General features: G+C 59.9%; 17 protein-coding genes. 4 read left to right on the top strand and 13 right to left on the bottom strand.

Annotated elements, in window-relative coordinates; all coding sequences use genetic code 11:
- Nucleotide 1: 1 nt before the first annotated feature.
- Both sdhD and sdhC read right to left on the bottom strand, forming a co-directional pair.
- Nucleotides 2–370 carry a succinate dehydrogenase, hydrophobic membrane anchor protein gene (sdhD, locus tag LT42_RS01730; protein ID WP_037009386.1) on the bottom strand — a complete coding sequence of 123 codons (369 nt, stop codon included), beginning with the start codon at nucleotides 368–370 and terminating at the stop codon, nucleotides 2–4.
- The gene (gene sdhC, locus LT42_RS01725; protein WP_037009385.1) at nucleotides 364–738 is read right to left on the bottom strand and encodes a succinate dehydrogenase, cytochrome b556 subunit; all 375 of its coding nucleotides are present in this window, start codon (nucleotides 736–738) and stop codon (nucleotides 364–366) included. The genes sdhD and sdhC overlap by 7 nt, the downstream gene beginning before the upstream one ends.
- 362 nt (nucleotides 739–1,100) lie before the next feature.
- Here sdhC and gltA point away from each other — a divergent pair, with 362 nt between their 5' ends.
- A complete protein-coding gene (gltA, locus tag LT42_RS01720) occupies nucleotides 1,101–2,390 on the top strand; it encodes a citrate synthase (protein WP_037009384.1) in 1,290 nt (429 codons plus the stop codon).
- 79 nt (nucleotides 2,391–2,469) lie between these two features.
- Here the strand turns inward: gltA and LT42_RS01715 are convergent, their stop codons facing one another.
- From LT42_RS01715 to LT42_RS01675, 9 genes are all read right to left on the bottom strand, one after another.
- Nucleotides 2,470–3,078, bottom strand: a complete 609-nt coding sequence (locus tag LT42_RS01715; protein ID WP_037009383.1) for an START domain-containing protein — start codon at nucleotides 3,076–3,078, stop codon at nucleotides 2,470–2,472.
- Between the two features lie 44 nt (nucleotides 3,079–3,122).
- On the bottom strand, nucleotides 3,123–3,380 hold the full coding sequence (locus LT42_RS01710) for a YkgJ family cysteine cluster protein (RefSeq protein WP_037009381.1): 258 nt from the start codon (nucleotides 3,378–3,380) through the stop codon (nucleotides 3,123–3,125).
- Between the two features lie 95 nt (nucleotides 3,381–3,475).
- Nucleotides 3,476–4,006 (bottom strand): translation initiation factor 2, encoded by a 531-nt coding sequence (locus tag LT42_RS01705; protein WP_152597573.1) that lies wholly within the window; start codon nucleotides 4,004–4,006, stop codon nucleotides 3,476–3,478.
- Nucleotides 4,007–4,323: 317 nt separating this feature from the next.
- Nucleotides 4,324–5,763, bottom strand: coding sequence for an aminotransferase-like domain-containing protein (locus LT42_RS01700; protein ID WP_037009378.1), 1,440 nt, complete (start codon nucleotides 5,761–5,763; stop codon nucleotides 4,324–4,326).
- Between the two features lie 318 nt (nucleotides 5,764–6,081).
- Nucleotides 6,082–6,897: an OmpA family protein gene (locus tag LT42_RS01695; RefSeq protein ID WP_037009375.1), complete on the bottom strand. Its 816-nt coding sequence runs from the start codon at nucleotides 6,895–6,897 to the stop codon at nucleotides 6,082–6,084.
- Complete coding sequence (locus LT42_RS01690) at nucleotides 6,894–7,247, bottom strand: DUF4398 domain-containing protein (RefSeq protein ID WP_037012763.1); 354 nt, start codon at nucleotides 7,245–7,247, stop codon at nucleotides 6,894–6,896. Before LT42_RS01690 ends, LT42_RS01695 begins: the two co-directional genes overlap by 4 nt.
- 21 nt (nucleotides 7,248–7,268) lie before the next feature.
- Nucleotides 7,269–8,093, bottom strand: coding sequence for a substrate-binding periplasmic protein (locus tag LT42_RS01685; RefSeq protein WP_152597572.1), 825 nt, complete (start codon nucleotides 8,091–8,093; stop codon nucleotides 7,269–7,271).
- A gap of 130 nt (nucleotides 8,094–8,223) precedes the next feature.
- On the bottom strand, nucleotides 8,224–9,153 hold the full coding sequence (locus LT42_RS01680) for an electron transfer flavoprotein subunit alpha/FixB family protein (protein ID WP_037009373.1): 930 nt from the start codon (nucleotides 9,151–9,153) through the stop codon (nucleotides 8,224–8,226).
- Nucleotides 9,153–9,902 carry an electron transfer flavoprotein subunit beta/FixA family protein gene (locus LT42_RS01675; RefSeq protein WP_037009371.1) on the bottom strand — a complete coding sequence of 250 codons (750 nt, stop codon included), beginning with the start codon at nucleotides 9,900–9,902 and terminating at the stop codon, nucleotides 9,153–9,155. The genes LT42_RS01680 and LT42_RS01675 overlap by 1 nt, the downstream gene beginning before the upstream one ends.
- Here LT42_RS01675 and LT42_RS25575 point away from each other — a divergent pair.
- Nucleotides 9,901–10,155: a hypothetical protein gene (locus LT42_RS25575; protein WP_152597571.1), complete on the top strand. Its 255-nt coding sequence runs from the start codon at nucleotides 9,901–9,903 to the stop codon at nucleotides 10,153–10,155. The two genes, LT42_RS01675 and LT42_RS25575, sit on opposite strands and share 2 nt — an antisense overlap.
- A gap of 296 nt (nucleotides 10,156–10,451) precedes the next feature.
- The gene (locus LT42_RS01670) at nucleotides 10,452–12,116 is read left to right on the top strand and encodes an electron transfer flavoprotein-ubiquinone oxidoreductase (RefSeq protein ID WP_037009369.1); all 1,665 of its coding nucleotides are present in this window, start codon (nucleotides 10,452–10,454) and stop codon (nucleotides 12,114–12,116) included.
- Between the two features lie 194 nt (nucleotides 12,117–12,310).
- Here the strand turns inward: LT42_RS01670 and LT42_RS01665 are convergent, their stop codons facing one another.
- A complete protein-coding gene (locus LT42_RS01665) occupies nucleotides 12,311–13,216 on the bottom strand; it encodes an AraC family transcriptional regulator (RefSeq protein WP_037012761.1) in 906 nt (301 codons plus the stop codon).
- A 176-nt stretch (nucleotides 13,217–13,392) separates the two neighbouring features.
- Between LT42_RS01665 and LT42_RS01660 the strand changes: the two genes are divergently transcribed.
- Entirely contained in the window at nucleotides 13,393–14,445 is a 1,053-nt protein-coding gene (locus tag LT42_RS01660; RefSeq protein WP_037009366.1) for an NAD(P)-dependent alcohol dehydrogenase, read from the top strand.
- 42 nt (nucleotides 14,446–14,487) lie between these two features.
- Here LT42_RS01660 and LT42_RS01655 read toward each other — a convergent pair whose 3' ends face one another.
- Nucleotides 14,488–15,177: an AlgP family protein gene (locus LT42_RS01655; RefSeq protein ID WP_037009364.1), complete on the bottom strand. Its 690-nt coding sequence runs from the start codon at nucleotides 15,175–15,177 to the stop codon at nucleotides 14,488–14,490.
- Nucleotides 15,178–15,327: the final 150 nt, after the last annotated feature.

The following is a 15,327-nucleotide window of genomic DNA, read 5'->3' as shown; positions in this document are numbered from 1 at the left end:
ATCAGATACCCCAAAGAATCTGCACACCCCAGACGAAGTAAGCGAACATCGCAATGCCGCACACAGCCTGGAACAGGAAACGCACCGCTGTCGCGGACTTGCCCAGCGCCATCGGCGTCAGGTAGTCGGTCGCGATGGTCCACATGCCGACCCATGTGTGGGCCGCGAGGGCAACCAGAGCCAGCAGACTGAAGATGCGCATTCCGTTATGGGAGAACAGAGCGTGCCACGTGGCGAAATCAAGGCCAGGGTGCGCGATCAGGTACCCGATCAGGAAGATGAAATAAGCCGCGAGTACGACGGCAGAGACGCGCTGCGCCATCCAGTCGTACAGGCCCGAACGAGAAAGGTTTGTGACGTTGGTTACCATATCCACACTCCTGCCAGAACGATCACCACCACAGACACGGCGATAACGATTTTAGAGCCCCGCTTGCCGCCTTCCAGCGTCTCGCCGATGCCCGTGTCCATGATCAGGTGACGGACGCCCGCCACCAGGTGATACAGCAGTGCGGACAGAAGAGCCCATATCACAAACTTGGCCAGCGGACTGGTCAGTCCCGCTTTCACCGTCGCGAAGCCTTCCTCGGAATCGAGCGACAAGTCCAGTCCGTACAGCATGATTGCAATGCCGACGAAGAGGATGACACCGGAAATACGATGAAGGATGGACGTGTAAGCAGTGATAGGGAGTTTGATGGTCCTTAGGTCTAGGTTTACAGGTCGTTGGCTTTTCACGGCTTTTTTTCACACTGAAGAGCCCTAACACTCAGGGCAAGTTGTTGGGAAGTGCACTGGTCAGGTACCCACTACCCAGGAAGTGACCAACCCCAGTGAATCGGGCCTGAAAGCCCCTGGCGGTCGGACGCCGAGTATAGACAGTTAGCCAACTAATGACAACGCGCAGACCCTACCCCAAGGGTGGATTGCTTTAGCTGGATAATTGGCGTAAATGGCCCCTAATTTCGACGAAAACTGTGCCTTAAAGCCCTCTGCTACAAGACTTTTGGCAAATTGACTTTAGAATTTATCTCACTATAGTGATGCGGGCCCTGCGTGGGGGGTCTGTCTGATGATTTGAAGCATAATTAGGAGGCCACATGGCTGATAAAAAAGCGCAGTTGATCATCGAGGGCGCAGCCCCCGTCGAGCTGCCCATTCTGACCGGCACCGTTGGTCCCGATGTCATCGACGTACGCGGCCTGACTGCCACCGGACGCTTCACATTCGACCCGGGCTTCATGTCCACCGCCTCTTGCGAATCGAAGATCACCTACATCGACGGTGACAATGGCATTCTCCTGCACCGCGGCTACCCGATCGAACAGTTGGCAGAGCAATCGGACTACCTGGAAACCTGCTACCTGCTGCTTAACGGCGAACTGCCAACCGCCGAGCAAAAAGCCGAATTCGTCGTCACCGTGAAGAATCACACCATGGTGCACGAGCAACTCAAGACCTTCTTCAACGGTTTCCGCCGCGACGCCCACCCGATGGCCGTCATGTGCGGTGTGGTCGGCGCCCTGTCGGCGTTCTACCACGACTCGCTGGACATCAATAATCCACAGCATCGCGAGATCTCGGCGATCCGTCTGGTCGCCAAGATGCCGACCCTGGCAGCGATGGTTTACAAGTACTCCATGGGCCAGCCCATGATGTACCCGCGCAATGACCTGAGCTACGCGGAAAACTTCCTGCACATGATGTTCAACACGCCGTGCGAGATCAAACCGATCAGCCCGACGCTGGCCAAGGCCATGGACCGGATTTTCATCCTCCACGCCGACCACGAACAAAACGCCTCTACCTCCACCGTGCGCATGGCGGGCTCCTCGGGCGCCAACCCGTTCGCCTGTATTGCTGCCGGCATTGCCGCACTCTGGGGCCCTGCCCACGGCGGTGCGAACGAAGCCGTGCTGACCATGCTCGACGAGATCGGCGATGTGTCCAACATCGACACCTACATCGCCAAGGCCAAGGACAAGAACGATCCGTTCAAGCTCATGGGCTTCGGTCACCGCGTCTACAAGAACCGCGACCCGCGTGCCACCGTGATGAAGCAGACGTGCGACGAAGTCCTGCGCGAACTCGGCATCACCAACGATCCTCAGCTCGAACTGGCCATGCGCCTGGAAGAGATTGCCCTGACCGACCCGTACTTCATCGAACGTTCGCTGTACCCGAACGTCGATTTCTACTCGGGCATCATCCTCAAGGCGATCGGGATCCCGACCAGCATGTTCACGGTGATCTTCGCCCTGGCACGCACCGTTGGCTGGATTTCGCACTGGAAGGAAATGCTGTCGAGCCCTTACAAAATCGGTCGTCCGCGCCAGCTGTACACCGGTGAAGTGTCGCGCGACATCGTTCCGCTGGCCGAGCGCAAGTAACTCGGCGGCACCTGCAAGACACAAAAAAGGCTGCCTTCGGGCAGCCTTGTTTTGTCGCGTCAGGGCGTAAACAAGCCGATCAGTTCTTCTCCGCTCGGTCTTTCAGGGCTTTAAGGGTGTTGAACGGCGCATCTACCACGAACTTGTTCGCCAGCCAGGACGGCACGCTGCCACCCGGCTCGGTGTGCACTTGGTAGGTCACCTCGGTCAAATTGTCGCCTTTGGGCACGAACTTCCAGAACCCATCAACCTGAGCAACCCGCACGAAGCCCTTTTCCTCCGGGATGTACTTGGGATCGGCCTCGAGCTTGCGCGTGACACTGCCATCCGTGCCTTCTACGGTGGTGACCTTCAACACTGAATCCCTGGGAGTCACCGGCCACGGCGTATTGAACTGCGAGTAAGTCCAGGTCTTGTCGCCCTCGTGCTTGAGGATTTTTTGCAGCTTGCACTCGTGAATCCATGCGCACGCAGCAACTACGTCTTCCTGCAACGCTCTTAGCTTGCCGATGCCTGCCTTGATAGTCGTCACGCCCTGATAGGCCTTGTACTGTGACCCAGGGACTTCACTGAGGGAGACTTTGATGCCCTCCTCGTTCTTGGCGACCTTCCATTCCTCGGCCTGCGCGGACGCTGCCACCCATACAGTCAGTCCCAACCCGAAAGCGATGCGGTACAGCGAACTCATAAATTATTCCTTATTGTTGAAGTTCAGTCATGACCGGCCGCGTTTCAAGCCACCGACGTCATCTTTTCCCACCAGCCGATCAGACGGATTGCGTCCTCGGGGCCGGCGCCACATACGTCGGGCTCTGCCGCAAACTGACCACACACGGCCGGCCTGCCCGGCTGGCCGAAGATGCCACAGAGCATGTCAATCGAAAGATGCAGGCAGCGCACGCCCGCAGGTTTGCCGTTGGGCATGCCGGGAATAGGTGAGGTAATGGACGGCGCGATGCAGCACGCGCCGCAGCCTGGACGGCATTCCATAAGAGACCCTGTCTGGACAGTTAAGACGATGGCCGGATCTTACGCGCTAAAACACACGTTTGAAAATCCGGCACTCCGACAGCTTCAGGCTTTCATCATTTTTTAAATGTGAAATCCAGCGCTGCACCTTCCACGTCCTTGCGCGCTTCATTGCGCAATTGCAGGTCCATTTCGTTGCTCAGCAGCCGACCTTGCATCTGGAAGTCAGGGTCGGCGTTGGCATCGGGGAACATCTTCGGCAGCAGCGGCTTGGCACCGGCTGGCAGGGGTTTGGTCTTCGACGCAGAGGTGATCACGTTGGCCGGCGGGGTCAACTGCTTGACCATCTCGGGAGGCAAGCTGAGATCAAGCGGCACCTTATTTAAACGGGTCTCTTTGACGACCTGGGAAGCCGCCTTGGACTTATTCGCGACCGGAGCGCGCCGAGCCACCTCGGCATTATCCGCTTTAACCTTGGCCGATTTAGCATCGGAAGGCACGGAGCTCGCCGCGGCCTTGCCGCCAGCGATCGGTGTCTCACTGGACTTTCCAGACGGCTTCCCGGAGGCGACAACCGGGACCGCAGGGATGTTGGGCGCCAGTTCGTGGACCGCCTGCCCCTCCACCGCCGGCTTGCCGATAGGCAACGGTTCGCCCGTAGACACAGCGGATGCAGCGGACGGCGCAGATTTCTGTCCATCAGCGACGTCACCCGTAGCGCTCGCAGCCGGGGCCGAAGCAGCCGGGGCGGCCGAGTTGCTGACCTTCGCTGGCGGAGCCGGCGCCTTGTCAGCGTCACAGGCACTCAGCAACACCACCAACATCACACTAAAACAGCGCAGTGATTTCATAGACTGGACGACTGTATTCAAGACATGAGCCATATGCTGGCTCTTTGCACGGAGGCTGACAAGTCACCTGTCTGCCGCCCTTCATAGTATGGAAAGCGGCCGCTCTCTTGAGTTCACCAGGATTGGCCCGCATCCTGGCATAACTGCTTAGCCAGCATACCCACTGTCATTAACGCCCTTTCCGCCTCGCGATTCCACGGCAGCCCACAATTGAGGCGTATGCAGTGATTGAATTGCTCCGTGTTGCTGAATATCAACCCCGGCGCGATGCTGATGCCCTGCTCAAGCGCGCGCACATGCAGCTCCTGAGTATTCACCCGGCCCGGCAGGCTGATCCAGAGAATGAACCCGCCCGCAGGGCGGCTGATCTGCGTGCCTTCAGGAAACATCTGCTGCACAGCTAACTGGAACGCACTGAGGTTCTTGCGGTGCTCCTGCCGAATAAAGCGCAGGTGCCGGTCGTACCCGCCGTTCTCGAGGTAGGATGCGACCGCCATCTGCGTCACGCTGCACGCCGAATGGGTACTGAACGTTTGCAGACGCTGAATTTCCGCCTGGTACTTGCCGGCGATCATCCAGCCGATTCGCACGCCCGGCGATAAGGTCTTGGAGAAACTTGAGCAGTAGATGACGTGCCCCAGACGGTCGAACGCCTTCAGCGCCTTGGTCTTGTTCTGCTCGTACATCAACTCGCCGTAGATGTCGTCCTCGATGATCTGGATGTCAAAATCCGAGGCAAGACGCAATAAATGTTTTTGCCGCTCTTCGGGCATGGTGCTGCCCAGGGGATTGCTCAATCGCGACGTCATCACCAAGGCCTTGATGGACCATTGATTCGCCGCCAGTTGAAGCGCCTCCAGGCTGATTCCGGTGTTAGGGTCGCTGGGGATCTCGATGACTTTCAGGCCCAGCAGGTCGGCCAATTGCAACAGGCCGTAGTAGGTGGGGGATTCGGCGGCGATCAGGTCGCCGGGGCTGGTCAGCACACGCAATGACATTTGCAGCGCATCGACGCAGCCATGGGTGATCACGACCTCGGACGGGTCCACCACGACGCCAGCGTCACGCATGCGGATGGCCACCTGGCGACGAAGGGGCTCGAAGCCGGGGCTGAACATGTAGTTGAAGGCACGCGGGCTTTGAAAGCGCGTCACTTTAGCCAGTTGCTGGTGCAAGGCCCGCAATGGCAGGTAGTCGATATGCGGAACAGCAGCGCCGAACGCGAACACCCCTTCGCGCCGCGCTTCGACCAGCACCTGCTGAATGATGCTGGCGCGCGTCACCAGACCAGGGCGCTCGACACGGGCGATGTCCGGGGTGGCCGCCGTCAGTGCCGGCGTCTGATGCACGTAGTAGCCGGACTGCGGACGCGCACGAATCAACCCCTGATCTTCGAGATTGGCATAGGCCTGAAGAACTGTGGCGTGACTGACGTTGAGCTGCGAGCTCATCTTGCGCACCGAGGGCACGCGCTCGCCGGGCTGATAGACACCTCGGCGGATGTCTTCGGCCAGCTGTTGGGCAATGCGCTGGTAGAGCAACAGACTGGTCATTCGCGTCCCTCGATCCCATTCTTTGATCATGCGTAGCGGCAATCAAAGCGTAGATCACCGGAACAGTTGGGAAGTGTACGGTGACAGTTCCCGTTCCGGCTAGAGGGCGTGGTGTTTGAATAACGAGATTGAATGCCTGGCTGGATTCTGCAGGAGCCGGCTTGCTGGCGAATCGGTAGATCACTCGCTCTCTATGGCGTCTGATCAAATGCGTTCGCCAGCAAGCCGGCTCCTGCAAAGAGCGCGGCCGGGGACCCCTTCTCCAGAGCGACCTAAACTCCTGACGCATGGGGAGCCCAGGCTGGTGCCGCCATACTCTCAACGTGGCGCGCTGAGGCGACCCTTGTCATCCGAGAACACGATCTCGACGCGACGATTCTGCGCACGCCCACGCTCCGAGGTGTTCACGTCTACCGGATACTGGTCTCCGTAGCCCTCAACCTGGATGCGCTCTTCCTCGATCCCCAGATCGGACAGCACGTCGGCGACCGCCTGCGCCCGATCTTTGGACAGCGTGAGGTTTTCCTGCCCGTCGCCCGTGCTGTCGGTATAGCCTTCGATGCGCACGACGCGCCTGGGATTGAACTGGAGGAACTGCACGACCTTGAGCACGGTGCGGTTGGCCGAGCTTTTCAGTTCGGCGCGACCTGTGTCGAAGAGCATGTCGCCCAGGGTCATTACCAGCCCGCGTTCATTCTGCTGGGTGGACAGGCTGACGACCTGATCCTCCGCCCACTGGCCTTGTTGTTGGGCACCGGCCAGTTTCGCTTCACGCAACGCCAGTTGCAGGCGCTGACGCTCCAGTTCCAGACGCGCCAGCTTCTCCTGATTGAGCAGCAGCTTGCTGTGCTCCCGGGCGATCGCACTGTAACGACTGCTCAGATACGCGTAATGGGTGACGTCATCCGCGCTGCCGATGTAACTCGACAGGCGCTCTGCCCGCCCCAGCAACTCGCCAGCGCGAATCACGTCTTTCGGCGCGCTGCGCAGCACGTTGGTGTCTTCCTTGACCTTCTGGTAATCGGCAACGGCACCTTGCAGCGCCTGATCGCTGCCCTGGTGGCCAGCACAGCCAGCCAGACCGGCACTCGCCAGCAACAGGCCGAAACCGAGGCTTCGTGATACGGCGTTCATTGGCCGGCCCCCAGCTGCTTGCGCAGGCGCTCGAGACGAGCATTGACCTGCGCCACCTGCGCTTCACTTTTCTGTGTCAATACCCGCGCCTCTGCCAGCCGCGCGTCCAGCTCGGCCTGCTCGGCATGCATGCGTGCCGCCTTGTAGGACTGGTCCGCCATGTCCGCGCGCGCCTGGGTCAGCTGGGTCTGCGCGTTGACGAGATCCGGTTCTTCATCGGTTGCGCCCACGGCCTGGGCTTGCGCCACCGCCTGCTGGGTCAGCTTCAACTGCTCGGTTGGCGCAGGATCGTTGGCGCAGCCGACCAGGGCGGCGAATAGCACGGCGGCAACTACGGGCTGAATTCTCAAAACAAAGCTCAAAACATATCCCTACTGATGGATGGCGCTGCCGGACTGCTGCAGCTGAATTTTCCACAGGTCCAGATTGCGCGTGACCGCCTCACTGGAGCGCCCGGAAGCCGCCAATTCTGTCATTTTTTTCGCCAGCTGTCCGCGCAGCCATGGATCGTTGCAGGCGGAGTTGAACGACAGCGCAAGATAAAACCCGGGGCGGTCGAGCGGAACGGGTTGAGTCTGTACGTCGTTGGCGATGTTGAGTGCCTGCGTGACCGCCATGCCGGCATAGCGGCCGGCGAGGACAAACTCGACTTGCCCGGCGCCCAGTTTTTGAAAGGCCAGGGGCAGACTCGCCTGCTTCTCCAGCGACAGACGCGATTTGACCGCCTCTTCGAATGCGGCAGTCACTCGGGTTTTTTCGGACATCGCGCCAGGATGCCCCTGAAGATCGGTCGGCGAGTTGAACGGCTGATCGTGGCCCACACGTGTCCAGACCATGATCTCATTCTGAGCGATGGGCGGATGAATGAAATCGAGGGATTCCAGCTCTGCGGCGTTCAAAGGGATGTCAGCAAGAAGATCCATGCGCCCCGTGCGCACTTCCTCAATGGCCTGACTGCGCTTGCCGGCGTATAAAAGCTCGACCTTGACGCCAATCTGCTGCGCAACCTCCTTGAGCAAGTCGGCATTCGCGCCCATAAGGTGCTTGGGGTCCTGAGGATCGCGCCAGAGATACGGCGGCGCATCCGGGCTGCCGGTAACAATCAACCGGTCGCACTTTCCGCCAGACCAGGCCAGCGACGGCAGCAACAAAACTGCGCCCAGCAGTGAAGACAGCGCCCGCGTCCGCAACGACATGAAGACTCCTTTTTTTGCCCATAAAAAAACCCGCCGGCGCTGGCTGCATCAAGCATGGTCTGTCGGCTGACATCACCAACGCTTGGGGCAGCCCTTGCGGGCGGGTCTCTTTATAAGTCAGGGAAGTGGATTAGACCAGCTTCTCCAACTCAGGGATTGCTTCGAACAGATCGGCTACCAGGCCGTAATCAGCGACCTGGAAGATCGGTGCTTCTTCATCCTTGTTGATCGCGACGATCACCTTGGAGTCTTTCATGCCTGCCAGGTGCTGGATCGCGCCCGAGATGCCGACCGCGATGTACAGCTGCGGCGCGACGATCTTGCCGGTCTGGCCGACCTGCATGTCGTTCGGCACAAAGCCTGCGTCCACGGCAGCGCGGGAAGCGCCAACCGCCGCGCCCAGCTTGTCCGCCAGCGTGTACAGGTGCTTGAAGTTGTCACCGTTCTGCATGCCGCGTCCGCCGGACACGACAATCTTGGCAGCCGTCAGCTCGGGACGATCGGACTTGGCCAGTTCTTCACTGACGAAGGACGACTTGCCCGCATCATGGGCTGCGCCAACTGCTTCAACCGCAGCGGAACCGCCCTCGGCTGCGACTGCGTCGAAGCCTGTGGCACGCACGGTGATGACCTTCACGGCTGCCGACGACTGAACGGTCGCAATGGCGTTGCCGGCGTAGATCGGGCGCTTGAACGTGTCAGCGCTTTCGACGGAGATGATTTCGGAGATCTGGTCGACATCCAGCTGCGCGGCAACACGCGGCAGGATGTTCTTGCCGTTGGACGTGGCAGCCGCCAAAACGTGGCTGTAGCCGGAGGCCAGCTCGACCACCAGCGGGGCGACGTTTTCAGGCAGTTGGTGTTCGTAGGCAGCGTTGTCGGCCAGCAGGACCTTGGACACGCCTGAGATCTTCGACGCTGCGTCAGCAACAGCGGCCGCGTTCAGGCCTGCAACCAGAACATGAATGTCACCACCGATCTTGGCGGCGGCGGCAACGGTATTCAGGGTGGCGGGAGCGATTGCGCCGTTTTCGTGCTCAGCGATAACCAGGGTCGTCATCAGATCACCTTCGCTTCATTTTTCAGTTTATCAACCAGTTCAGCGACCGATTTGACCTTGATGCCAGCGCTGCGGGCAGCCGGGGCTTCGACTTTGAGGGTCTTGTTGGTCGACGAAGTGGAAACACCCAACGCGTCAGGCGTCAGTACTTCCAGCGGCTTCTTCTTGGCCTTCATGATGTTCGGCAGCGATGCGTAGCGCGGCTCGTTCAGACGCAGGTCAGTGGTAACGATAGCCGGCAGTTTCAGGGAAACGGTTTGCGCGCCGGCGTCGATTTCACGGGTCACGTTAACGCTGTCACCGGACACCTCGACTTTCGAAGCAAAGGTGCCCTGGGCGTAACCACTGAGGGCCGCCAGCATCTGACCCGTCTGGTTGTTGTCGCTGTCGATGGCCTGCTTGCCGAGAATAACCAGCTGCGGCTGTTCTTTATCAACGACAGCCTTGAGCAGCTTGGCAACCGCCAGGGACGTCAGTTCGTCAGCGGATTCCACGAGGATGGCGCGATCGGCACCCAGTGCAAGGGCGGTACGCAACTGCTCCTGAGCAGTGGTCGGGCCGATGGACACAACGACGATCTCGGTCGCAACGCCTTTCTCTTTCAGGCGAACGGCCTCTTCCACGGCGATTTCGCAGAAGGGGTTCATCGACATTTTGACGTTTGCGAGATCGACGCCGGAGTTGTCCGCTTTGACGCGAACCTTGACGTTGTAGTCGACCACTCGTTTGACAGCTACAAGAACCTTCATGGATTCCTCGTTACTCTCCGGTGAAAAGAAATCGCCGGGCCATGCCCGGCGATGGGTACACGTCAGTGTAAAGAACACCTGTGAAAACAACGTATTCACGGTTGCCGAATGCCGATGTCAGCAAAAGCGGCCGCAGCTCAGCGGCAATCCAAGCCAGACTCACATCGCCCGTGTAAACTGCGGCGCGCTGGCGGGCGGCAGTTTAAGTGGGCGAAGAACCGTGGTGACGGCGCTTTCACGGGTGTTCTGGTAACGACGCTTTGGGCTGATTGACCAGGTGCATACGCAACCGGGCGTGAGCGCAAAACCGCCCGTATCTTGACCGCATCGGGTAGTCGGGTCAATACGACATAAACGCCAGTCGCAAGCCGCCTCGCTATGATTTATCAGGGTTTCAGCCGATTCAAACAAACGTTTGTATTGGACCTGTGAGGTGGTGTAGATATAATGCGCGCCTTTAGGGATGACACCCGGATAACGACCTTCCGCGTGTCGGTCCAGCTGCCTTATAAAAAAATATGCCGTTGAGCCTTGAGTAGGAGATAGCCTGTGGAACGCGAATACATGGAATTCGACGTCGTCATCGTCGGAGCCGGGCCCGCCGGGCTGTCAGCCGCTTGCCGCCTGAAACAGAAAGCCGCTTACGCCGGGCAGGAAATCAGCGTGTGCGTGGTGGAAAAAGGCTCTGAAGTCGGCGCCCACATTCTGTCGGGTGCTGTGTTCGAACCCCGTGCCCTCGACGAACTCTTCCCTGACTGGAAAGCCCTTGGCGCGCCGTTGAACACCCCAGTCAAAGGCGACGACATCTATGTGCTGACGGGCGCAGATGCCAGCCAGAAGGTGCCGGGTATGTTTGTGCCCAAAACCATGCACAACGAAGGCAACTACATCATCTCCCTGGGCAATCTTTGCCGCTGGCTCGCTCAGCAGGCCGAGAACCTGGGCGTCGAAATCTATCCCGGCTTCGCTGCTCAGGAAGCGCTGATCGACGACAACGGCGTGGTTCGCGGCATTCTCACCGGCGACCTGGGTGTTGACCGCGAAGGCAACCCTAAGGAGGGCCTGTACACGCCCGGCATGGAACTGCGCGGCAAGTACACGCTGTTCGCCGAAGGCTGCCGTGGCCACATCGGCAAGCAACTGATCAACCGTTTCAAGCTCGACAGCGAAGCCGACGCGCAGCATTACGGCATTGGCCTCAAGGAAATCTGGGAAGTCGATCCGGCCAAACATCAGCCAGGCCTGGTGGTGCACACCGCCGGCTGGCCGCTGGATATCATGGGCACCGAAAACACCGGCGGCTCCTTTCTGTATCACCTGGAAAACAATCAGGTCGTGGTCGGCCTGATCGTTGACCTGTCTTACGCCAACCCCTATCTGTCACCGTTTGACGAGTTCCAGCGCCTCAAGCATCACCCGGTCCTCAAGCAGTACCTGGAAGGCGGCAAGCGCATCAGCTACGGCGCAAGGGCCATCTGCAAAGGCGGCCTGAACGCACTGCCGAAGATGGTATTCCCGGGCGGCGCGCTGATCGGGTGCGATCTGGGCACGCTCAACTTCGCCAAGATCAAAGGCAGCCACACGGCGATGAAGTCCGGCATGCTGGCCGCCGAGGCCGTGGCCGATGCGCTCTTCGCAGGCAACGCCGGCGGCGACATGCTGAACGGCTACGTTGAAGGCTTCAAGGCCAGCTGGCTGCATGAAGAACTGTTCGCCAGCCGCAACTTCGGGGCTGCCGTGCACAAGTACGGGGCGATACTCGGCGGCGCCTTCAACGTGATTGACCAAAACCTGTTTGGCGGCAAGATTCCCTTCACGCTGCGCGATAACAAGCCGGACTACGCATGCATGAAACTGGCAGCCGACTCCAAAAAGATCGACTACCCGAAACCGGACGGCAAGTTGAGTTTCGACAAGCTGAGCTCGGTGTTCATCTCCGGCACCAATCACGAAGAAGAGCAGCCGTGCCACCTCAAGCTCAAGGACCCGAGCATCCCGATCAGCGTCAACCTGCCCAAATACGATGAGCCCGCTCAGCGTTATTGCCCCGCGGGTGTGTATGAGGTGGTGACTCAGGAAGACGGCGCCAAGCGCTTCCAGATCAACGCGCAGAACTGCGTCCATTGCAAGACCTGCGACATCAAGGATCCTTCGCAGAACATCACCTGGGTAGCACCGGAAGGCGCAGGCGGCCCGACCTACCCGAACATGTAATGGATTGTGAGTAGGACCGGCTCTGGCCGGGAAGGCGTCAGCGGCCACATCGCACAATTGATGTTGCACACGCTGGCCTCTTCCCGGCTGAAGCCGGTCCCACAAAGAGGTCGCATGCATCCAAAGCAACTGGCGGTGACCATGACCGTGGGACCGGCTTTAGCCGGGAAGCCCTTTAGCCCCAGCCTTGTTTCTCACGCTGATATCTTCAGCCTTTCACCCTCTTCCCCCGGATTGCGCTCAAAGTAGCGCTTGTACTCGCGGCTGAATTGCGAGGTGCTCTGGTAGCCGACCTTGTGCGCCACCTGCGCGACGCCCATGCCTTCACCGATGAGCATCTGTTGTGCCTTGAGCAAACGCAGGCGTTTGAGGTACTGGACAGGCGAGAGCAAGGTGCTGCGCTTGAAGTGCTCATGAAACGTCGAGGCACTCATGTTGGCACAGCGGGCCAGGTCATTGACGCTTAACGCCTGATCGTAGTGATCGCGCAGGTGCTGCAGCGAAGCGGCGATACGCGCGAAGTGCCCCGTCTGCTCGACCAGTGCCCGCAACACCCCGGCTTGCGGACCGCGCAAAGCGGCATACACCACTTCCCGGACCCTGGCCTGACCCAGCACCTGGGCGTCGAGCGGATCGTGCAGGCAGCGCAACAGTCGCTCGACACTTTCGCGCATCGGTGCGTCCAGCTCGGCGGAGGTCATGGACTCCGGCGTCTGCGCCTTGACCTTGACGTGCGGCGCCTCGCCCATGGCTTGCACCAGTTCACCCAGCAGCGCGCGATCAATCGACACCGCTACGCCATACATGGGTGCTTGTGTCGTGGCGAAAGTTTCGCACATGAACGGCACCGATAACGCCTGCACCAGATAGTGCCCCGCGCCGTATTCCAGCGTGCGCGGACCAAGGCGCGCGAGCTTGCTGCCTTGCGCGATGATCACCAGGCTCGGCTCGTAGATCTGCGGGCTGCTGGCCACGTAGTAATCCCAGGACATGGCTTGCACGCCGGGCACGCGCGTGTCGACAAAGCCCGGACGTAAGGCCAACGGTTTGATGAGCGAAACCAATTCGGCGTTGGCCTCGGAGTGAGAAACAGGAGTCATAGGCAGCCATGCGGAGGATTTGACAGCGCCATCATCGCAGATCAGCACCACACCGCCACATGCAAAGCCCAATATCTGGAGGATCAGGCATGACACACGTAGGAATGGTCATGGCCGACAAAGGCGTGGCTGAGGAAAATGCACCGCCTCAACCGTCATCGTTTATGAGGTGCTCCATGTACACAGCCATCGGTTACGCCGCCCAGTCAGCCACCGCCCCCCTCGCCCCCATGACGTTCAGCCGTCGCAGCCCTCGGCCAGACGACGTGGCCATCGAAATTCTGTACTGCGGTGTCTGCCATTCCGACATCCATCAAGCGCGCAATGAATGGGGCATCGCCGTGTACCCGCTGATGCCCGGCCACGAGATCGTCGGCAAGGTCACCGAAGTCGGTGCCAACGTCAGCAAACACAAGGTGGGGGATCTGGTCGGGGTCGGCTGTATGGTCGACTCCTGCCGCCATTGCGAAGCCTGCGCTCAGGACCTTGAGCAGTATTGCCTCGAAGGCCCGACCATGACGTACGCCACGCCGGACCGCGTCGACGGCAGCAACACCATGGGCGGCTACTCCAACAGCATCGTGGTCAGCGAGCACTTCGTTGTTCGTATCCCGGAAAAGCTCGACCTGGCCGCTGCCGCGCCGATCCTCTGTGCGGGCATCACCACTTACTCGCCGCTCAAGCATTACGGCGTCAAGGCCGGTGACAAGGTCGGTATTCTGGGCATGGGCGGCCTGGGCCACATGGGCATCAAGTTCGCCAAGGCCATGGGCGCCGAAGTGACCCTGTTCACCCGCTCTGCAAGCAAAGCCGAGGAAGGCCGACGTCAGGGCGCGGACCACGTGATCGTCTCTACCGACGCGGCGCAGATGAAAGCCGCCGCCGGCCAGTTCGACTTCCTGCTGGACACCATTCCGGTGCAGCACGATTTGAACCCCTACCTGGAAACCCTGCGCTTTGACGGCGTGCACATTCTAGTGGGCCTGATCGAACCGGTGGACCCGGCGCTGCATGCGGCCAATCTGGTGATGAAGCGCCGCGTGCTGGCGGGCTCGCTGATCGGCGGCATTGCCGAGACTCAGGAAGTGCTGGATTTCTGTGCCGAGCACGGCATCACGTGTGACATCGAGATGCTCGACATCCAGCACATCAACGAGGCCTACAGCCGTATGATCGCTGGCGACGTGAAATACCGCTTCGTGATTGATATGGCCACGTTGAAGGCCTGATGGAGGCGTCGCCCCGCGCAATGCGGGGCGAACGGCAACAAACTACAGCGAGCGCTCAAGCCACTCCGGCTGGAGCGCCGACTCAGCATGAGGCGCCTCATCCGGCTCGGGTGCAGCACTGGCCTCGGCGATCCCATGGGCCAAGGGTGCAACGTCGCTGGGCGCATGCTTTCGTCCCTTGACTACCGTCACCGTGGGCTTGGCGACGACAGCATTAGCGATGGCCTTCAGTGCCGTCGCCTGCTTCGCAGCGCGCAGGTTCGAGGGCGAAGGCTTCGATGCAGACGTGGCGGTCACTTCCGTTTGCGAAGATGGTGGGCTATCTGCGCCGAGTTCGCGCTGGCGCAGCATTTTGCTGGCTTCTTCATGCACCTGCCCTACGCCCTGTAGCAACGCCAGGCTCATCTGGACGTCGTGCTTGAAGTCCCGGATGTACTGCCGGGTGTGCTCGGTCCGGCCTTGCGCTTCAAACAATTTTGCCTGCAGCGCCTTGATAGTGGCCCGTAGTTTTGCCTGCTTTTTGCGCTTCCCGACTGGCGTGGTGTCGAGCCGGCTTCGCTTCTTGCCAAGCTTCGTCTCCAGTTTGGTCCGCTTCTTTTCGAGCCTGGAAAGCATCTTTTCTGCATCCGCGAGCGCCCGGCCGCAGGCTTGCTCAAAATGCTCCATCAAAAGGGTGGTGATTTCCTCAAGCAGCTGCAGCGGTGTGGAGCCTGTTTTTTTTCTACTCACCATGACATTTCACCCCAAATCGCGTTTGCCTCGGCCGATCGGCCATTGGCCCCTGAAGAGCTATGACCGCGGGTCTCCAGGATTGTTGGTGCGCTTTCGAGCCGATTTCTCGATCTGGTCAGCAAACCGGGCTGTGCAGGCGCCCAAAAGGGT

Source organism: Pseudomonas lutea (assembly GCF_000759445.1).
In the GTDB taxonomy this organism is placed as follows: Bacteria; Pseudomonadota; Gammaproteobacteria; order Pseudomonadales; family Pseudomonadaceae; genus Aquipseudomonas; species Aquipseudomonas lutea.
The sequence above is the reverse complement of the archived record's forward strand: the minus strand, read 5'-3'. Positions and strand labels throughout refer to the sequence as shown.

Excerpts from the sequence above, each read along its gene's own strand:
- LT42_RS01715 (WP_037009383.1), bottom strand. The coding sequence starts at position 3,078 with ATGAGTTCGCTGTACCGCATCGCTTTCGGGTTGGGACTGACTGTATGG.
- LT42_RS25575 (WP_152597571.1), top strand. The coding sequence starts at position 9,901 with ATGGATTCCTCGTTACTCTCCGGTGAAAAGAAATCGCCGGGCCATGCC.
- LT42_RS01660 (WP_037009366.1), top strand. The coding sequence starts at position 13,393 with ATGTACACAGCCATCGGTTACGCCGCCCAGTCAGCCACCGCCCCCCTC.
- LT42_RS01685 (WP_152597572.1), bottom strand. The coding sequence starts at position 8,093 with ATGTCGTTGCGGACGCGGGCGCTGTCTTCACTGCTGGGCGCAGTTTTG.
- LT42_RS01680 (WP_037009373.1), bottom strand. The coding sequence starts at position 9,153 with ATGACGACCCTGGTTATCGCTGAGCACGAAAACGGCGCAATCGCTCCC.
- gltA (WP_037009384.1), top strand. The coding sequence starts at position 1,101 with ATGGCTGATAAAAAAGCGCAGTTGATCATCGAGGGCGCAGCCCCCGTC.
- sdhD (WP_037009386.1), bottom strand. The coding sequence starts at position 370 with ATGGTAACCAACGTCACAAACCTTTCTCGTTCGGGCCTGTACGACTGG.
- LT42_RS01700 (WP_037009378.1), bottom strand. The coding sequence starts at position 5,763 with ATGACCAGTCTGTTGCTCTACCAGCGCATTGCCCAACAGCTGGCCGAA.
- LT42_RS01655 (WP_037009364.1), bottom strand. The coding sequence starts at position 15,177 with ATGGTGAGTAGAAAAAAAACAGGCTCCACACCGCTGCAGCTGCTTGAG.
- LT42_RS01665 (WP_037012761.1), bottom strand. The coding sequence starts at position 13,216 with ATGACTCCTGTTTCTCACTCCGAGGCCAACGCCGAATTGGTTTCGCTC.
- LT42_RS01695 (WP_037009375.1), bottom strand. The coding sequence starts at position 6,897 with ATGAACGCCGTATCACGAAGCCTCGGTTTCGGCCTGTTGCTGGCGAGT.
- LT42_RS01675 (WP_037009371.1), bottom strand. The coding sequence starts at position 9,902 with ATGAAGGTTCTTGTAGCTGTCAAACGAGTGGTCGACTACAACGTCAAG.
- LT42_RS01710 (WP_037009381.1), bottom strand. The coding sequence starts at position 3,380 with ATGGAATGCCGTCCAGGCTGCGGCGCGTGCTGCATCGCGCCGTCCATT.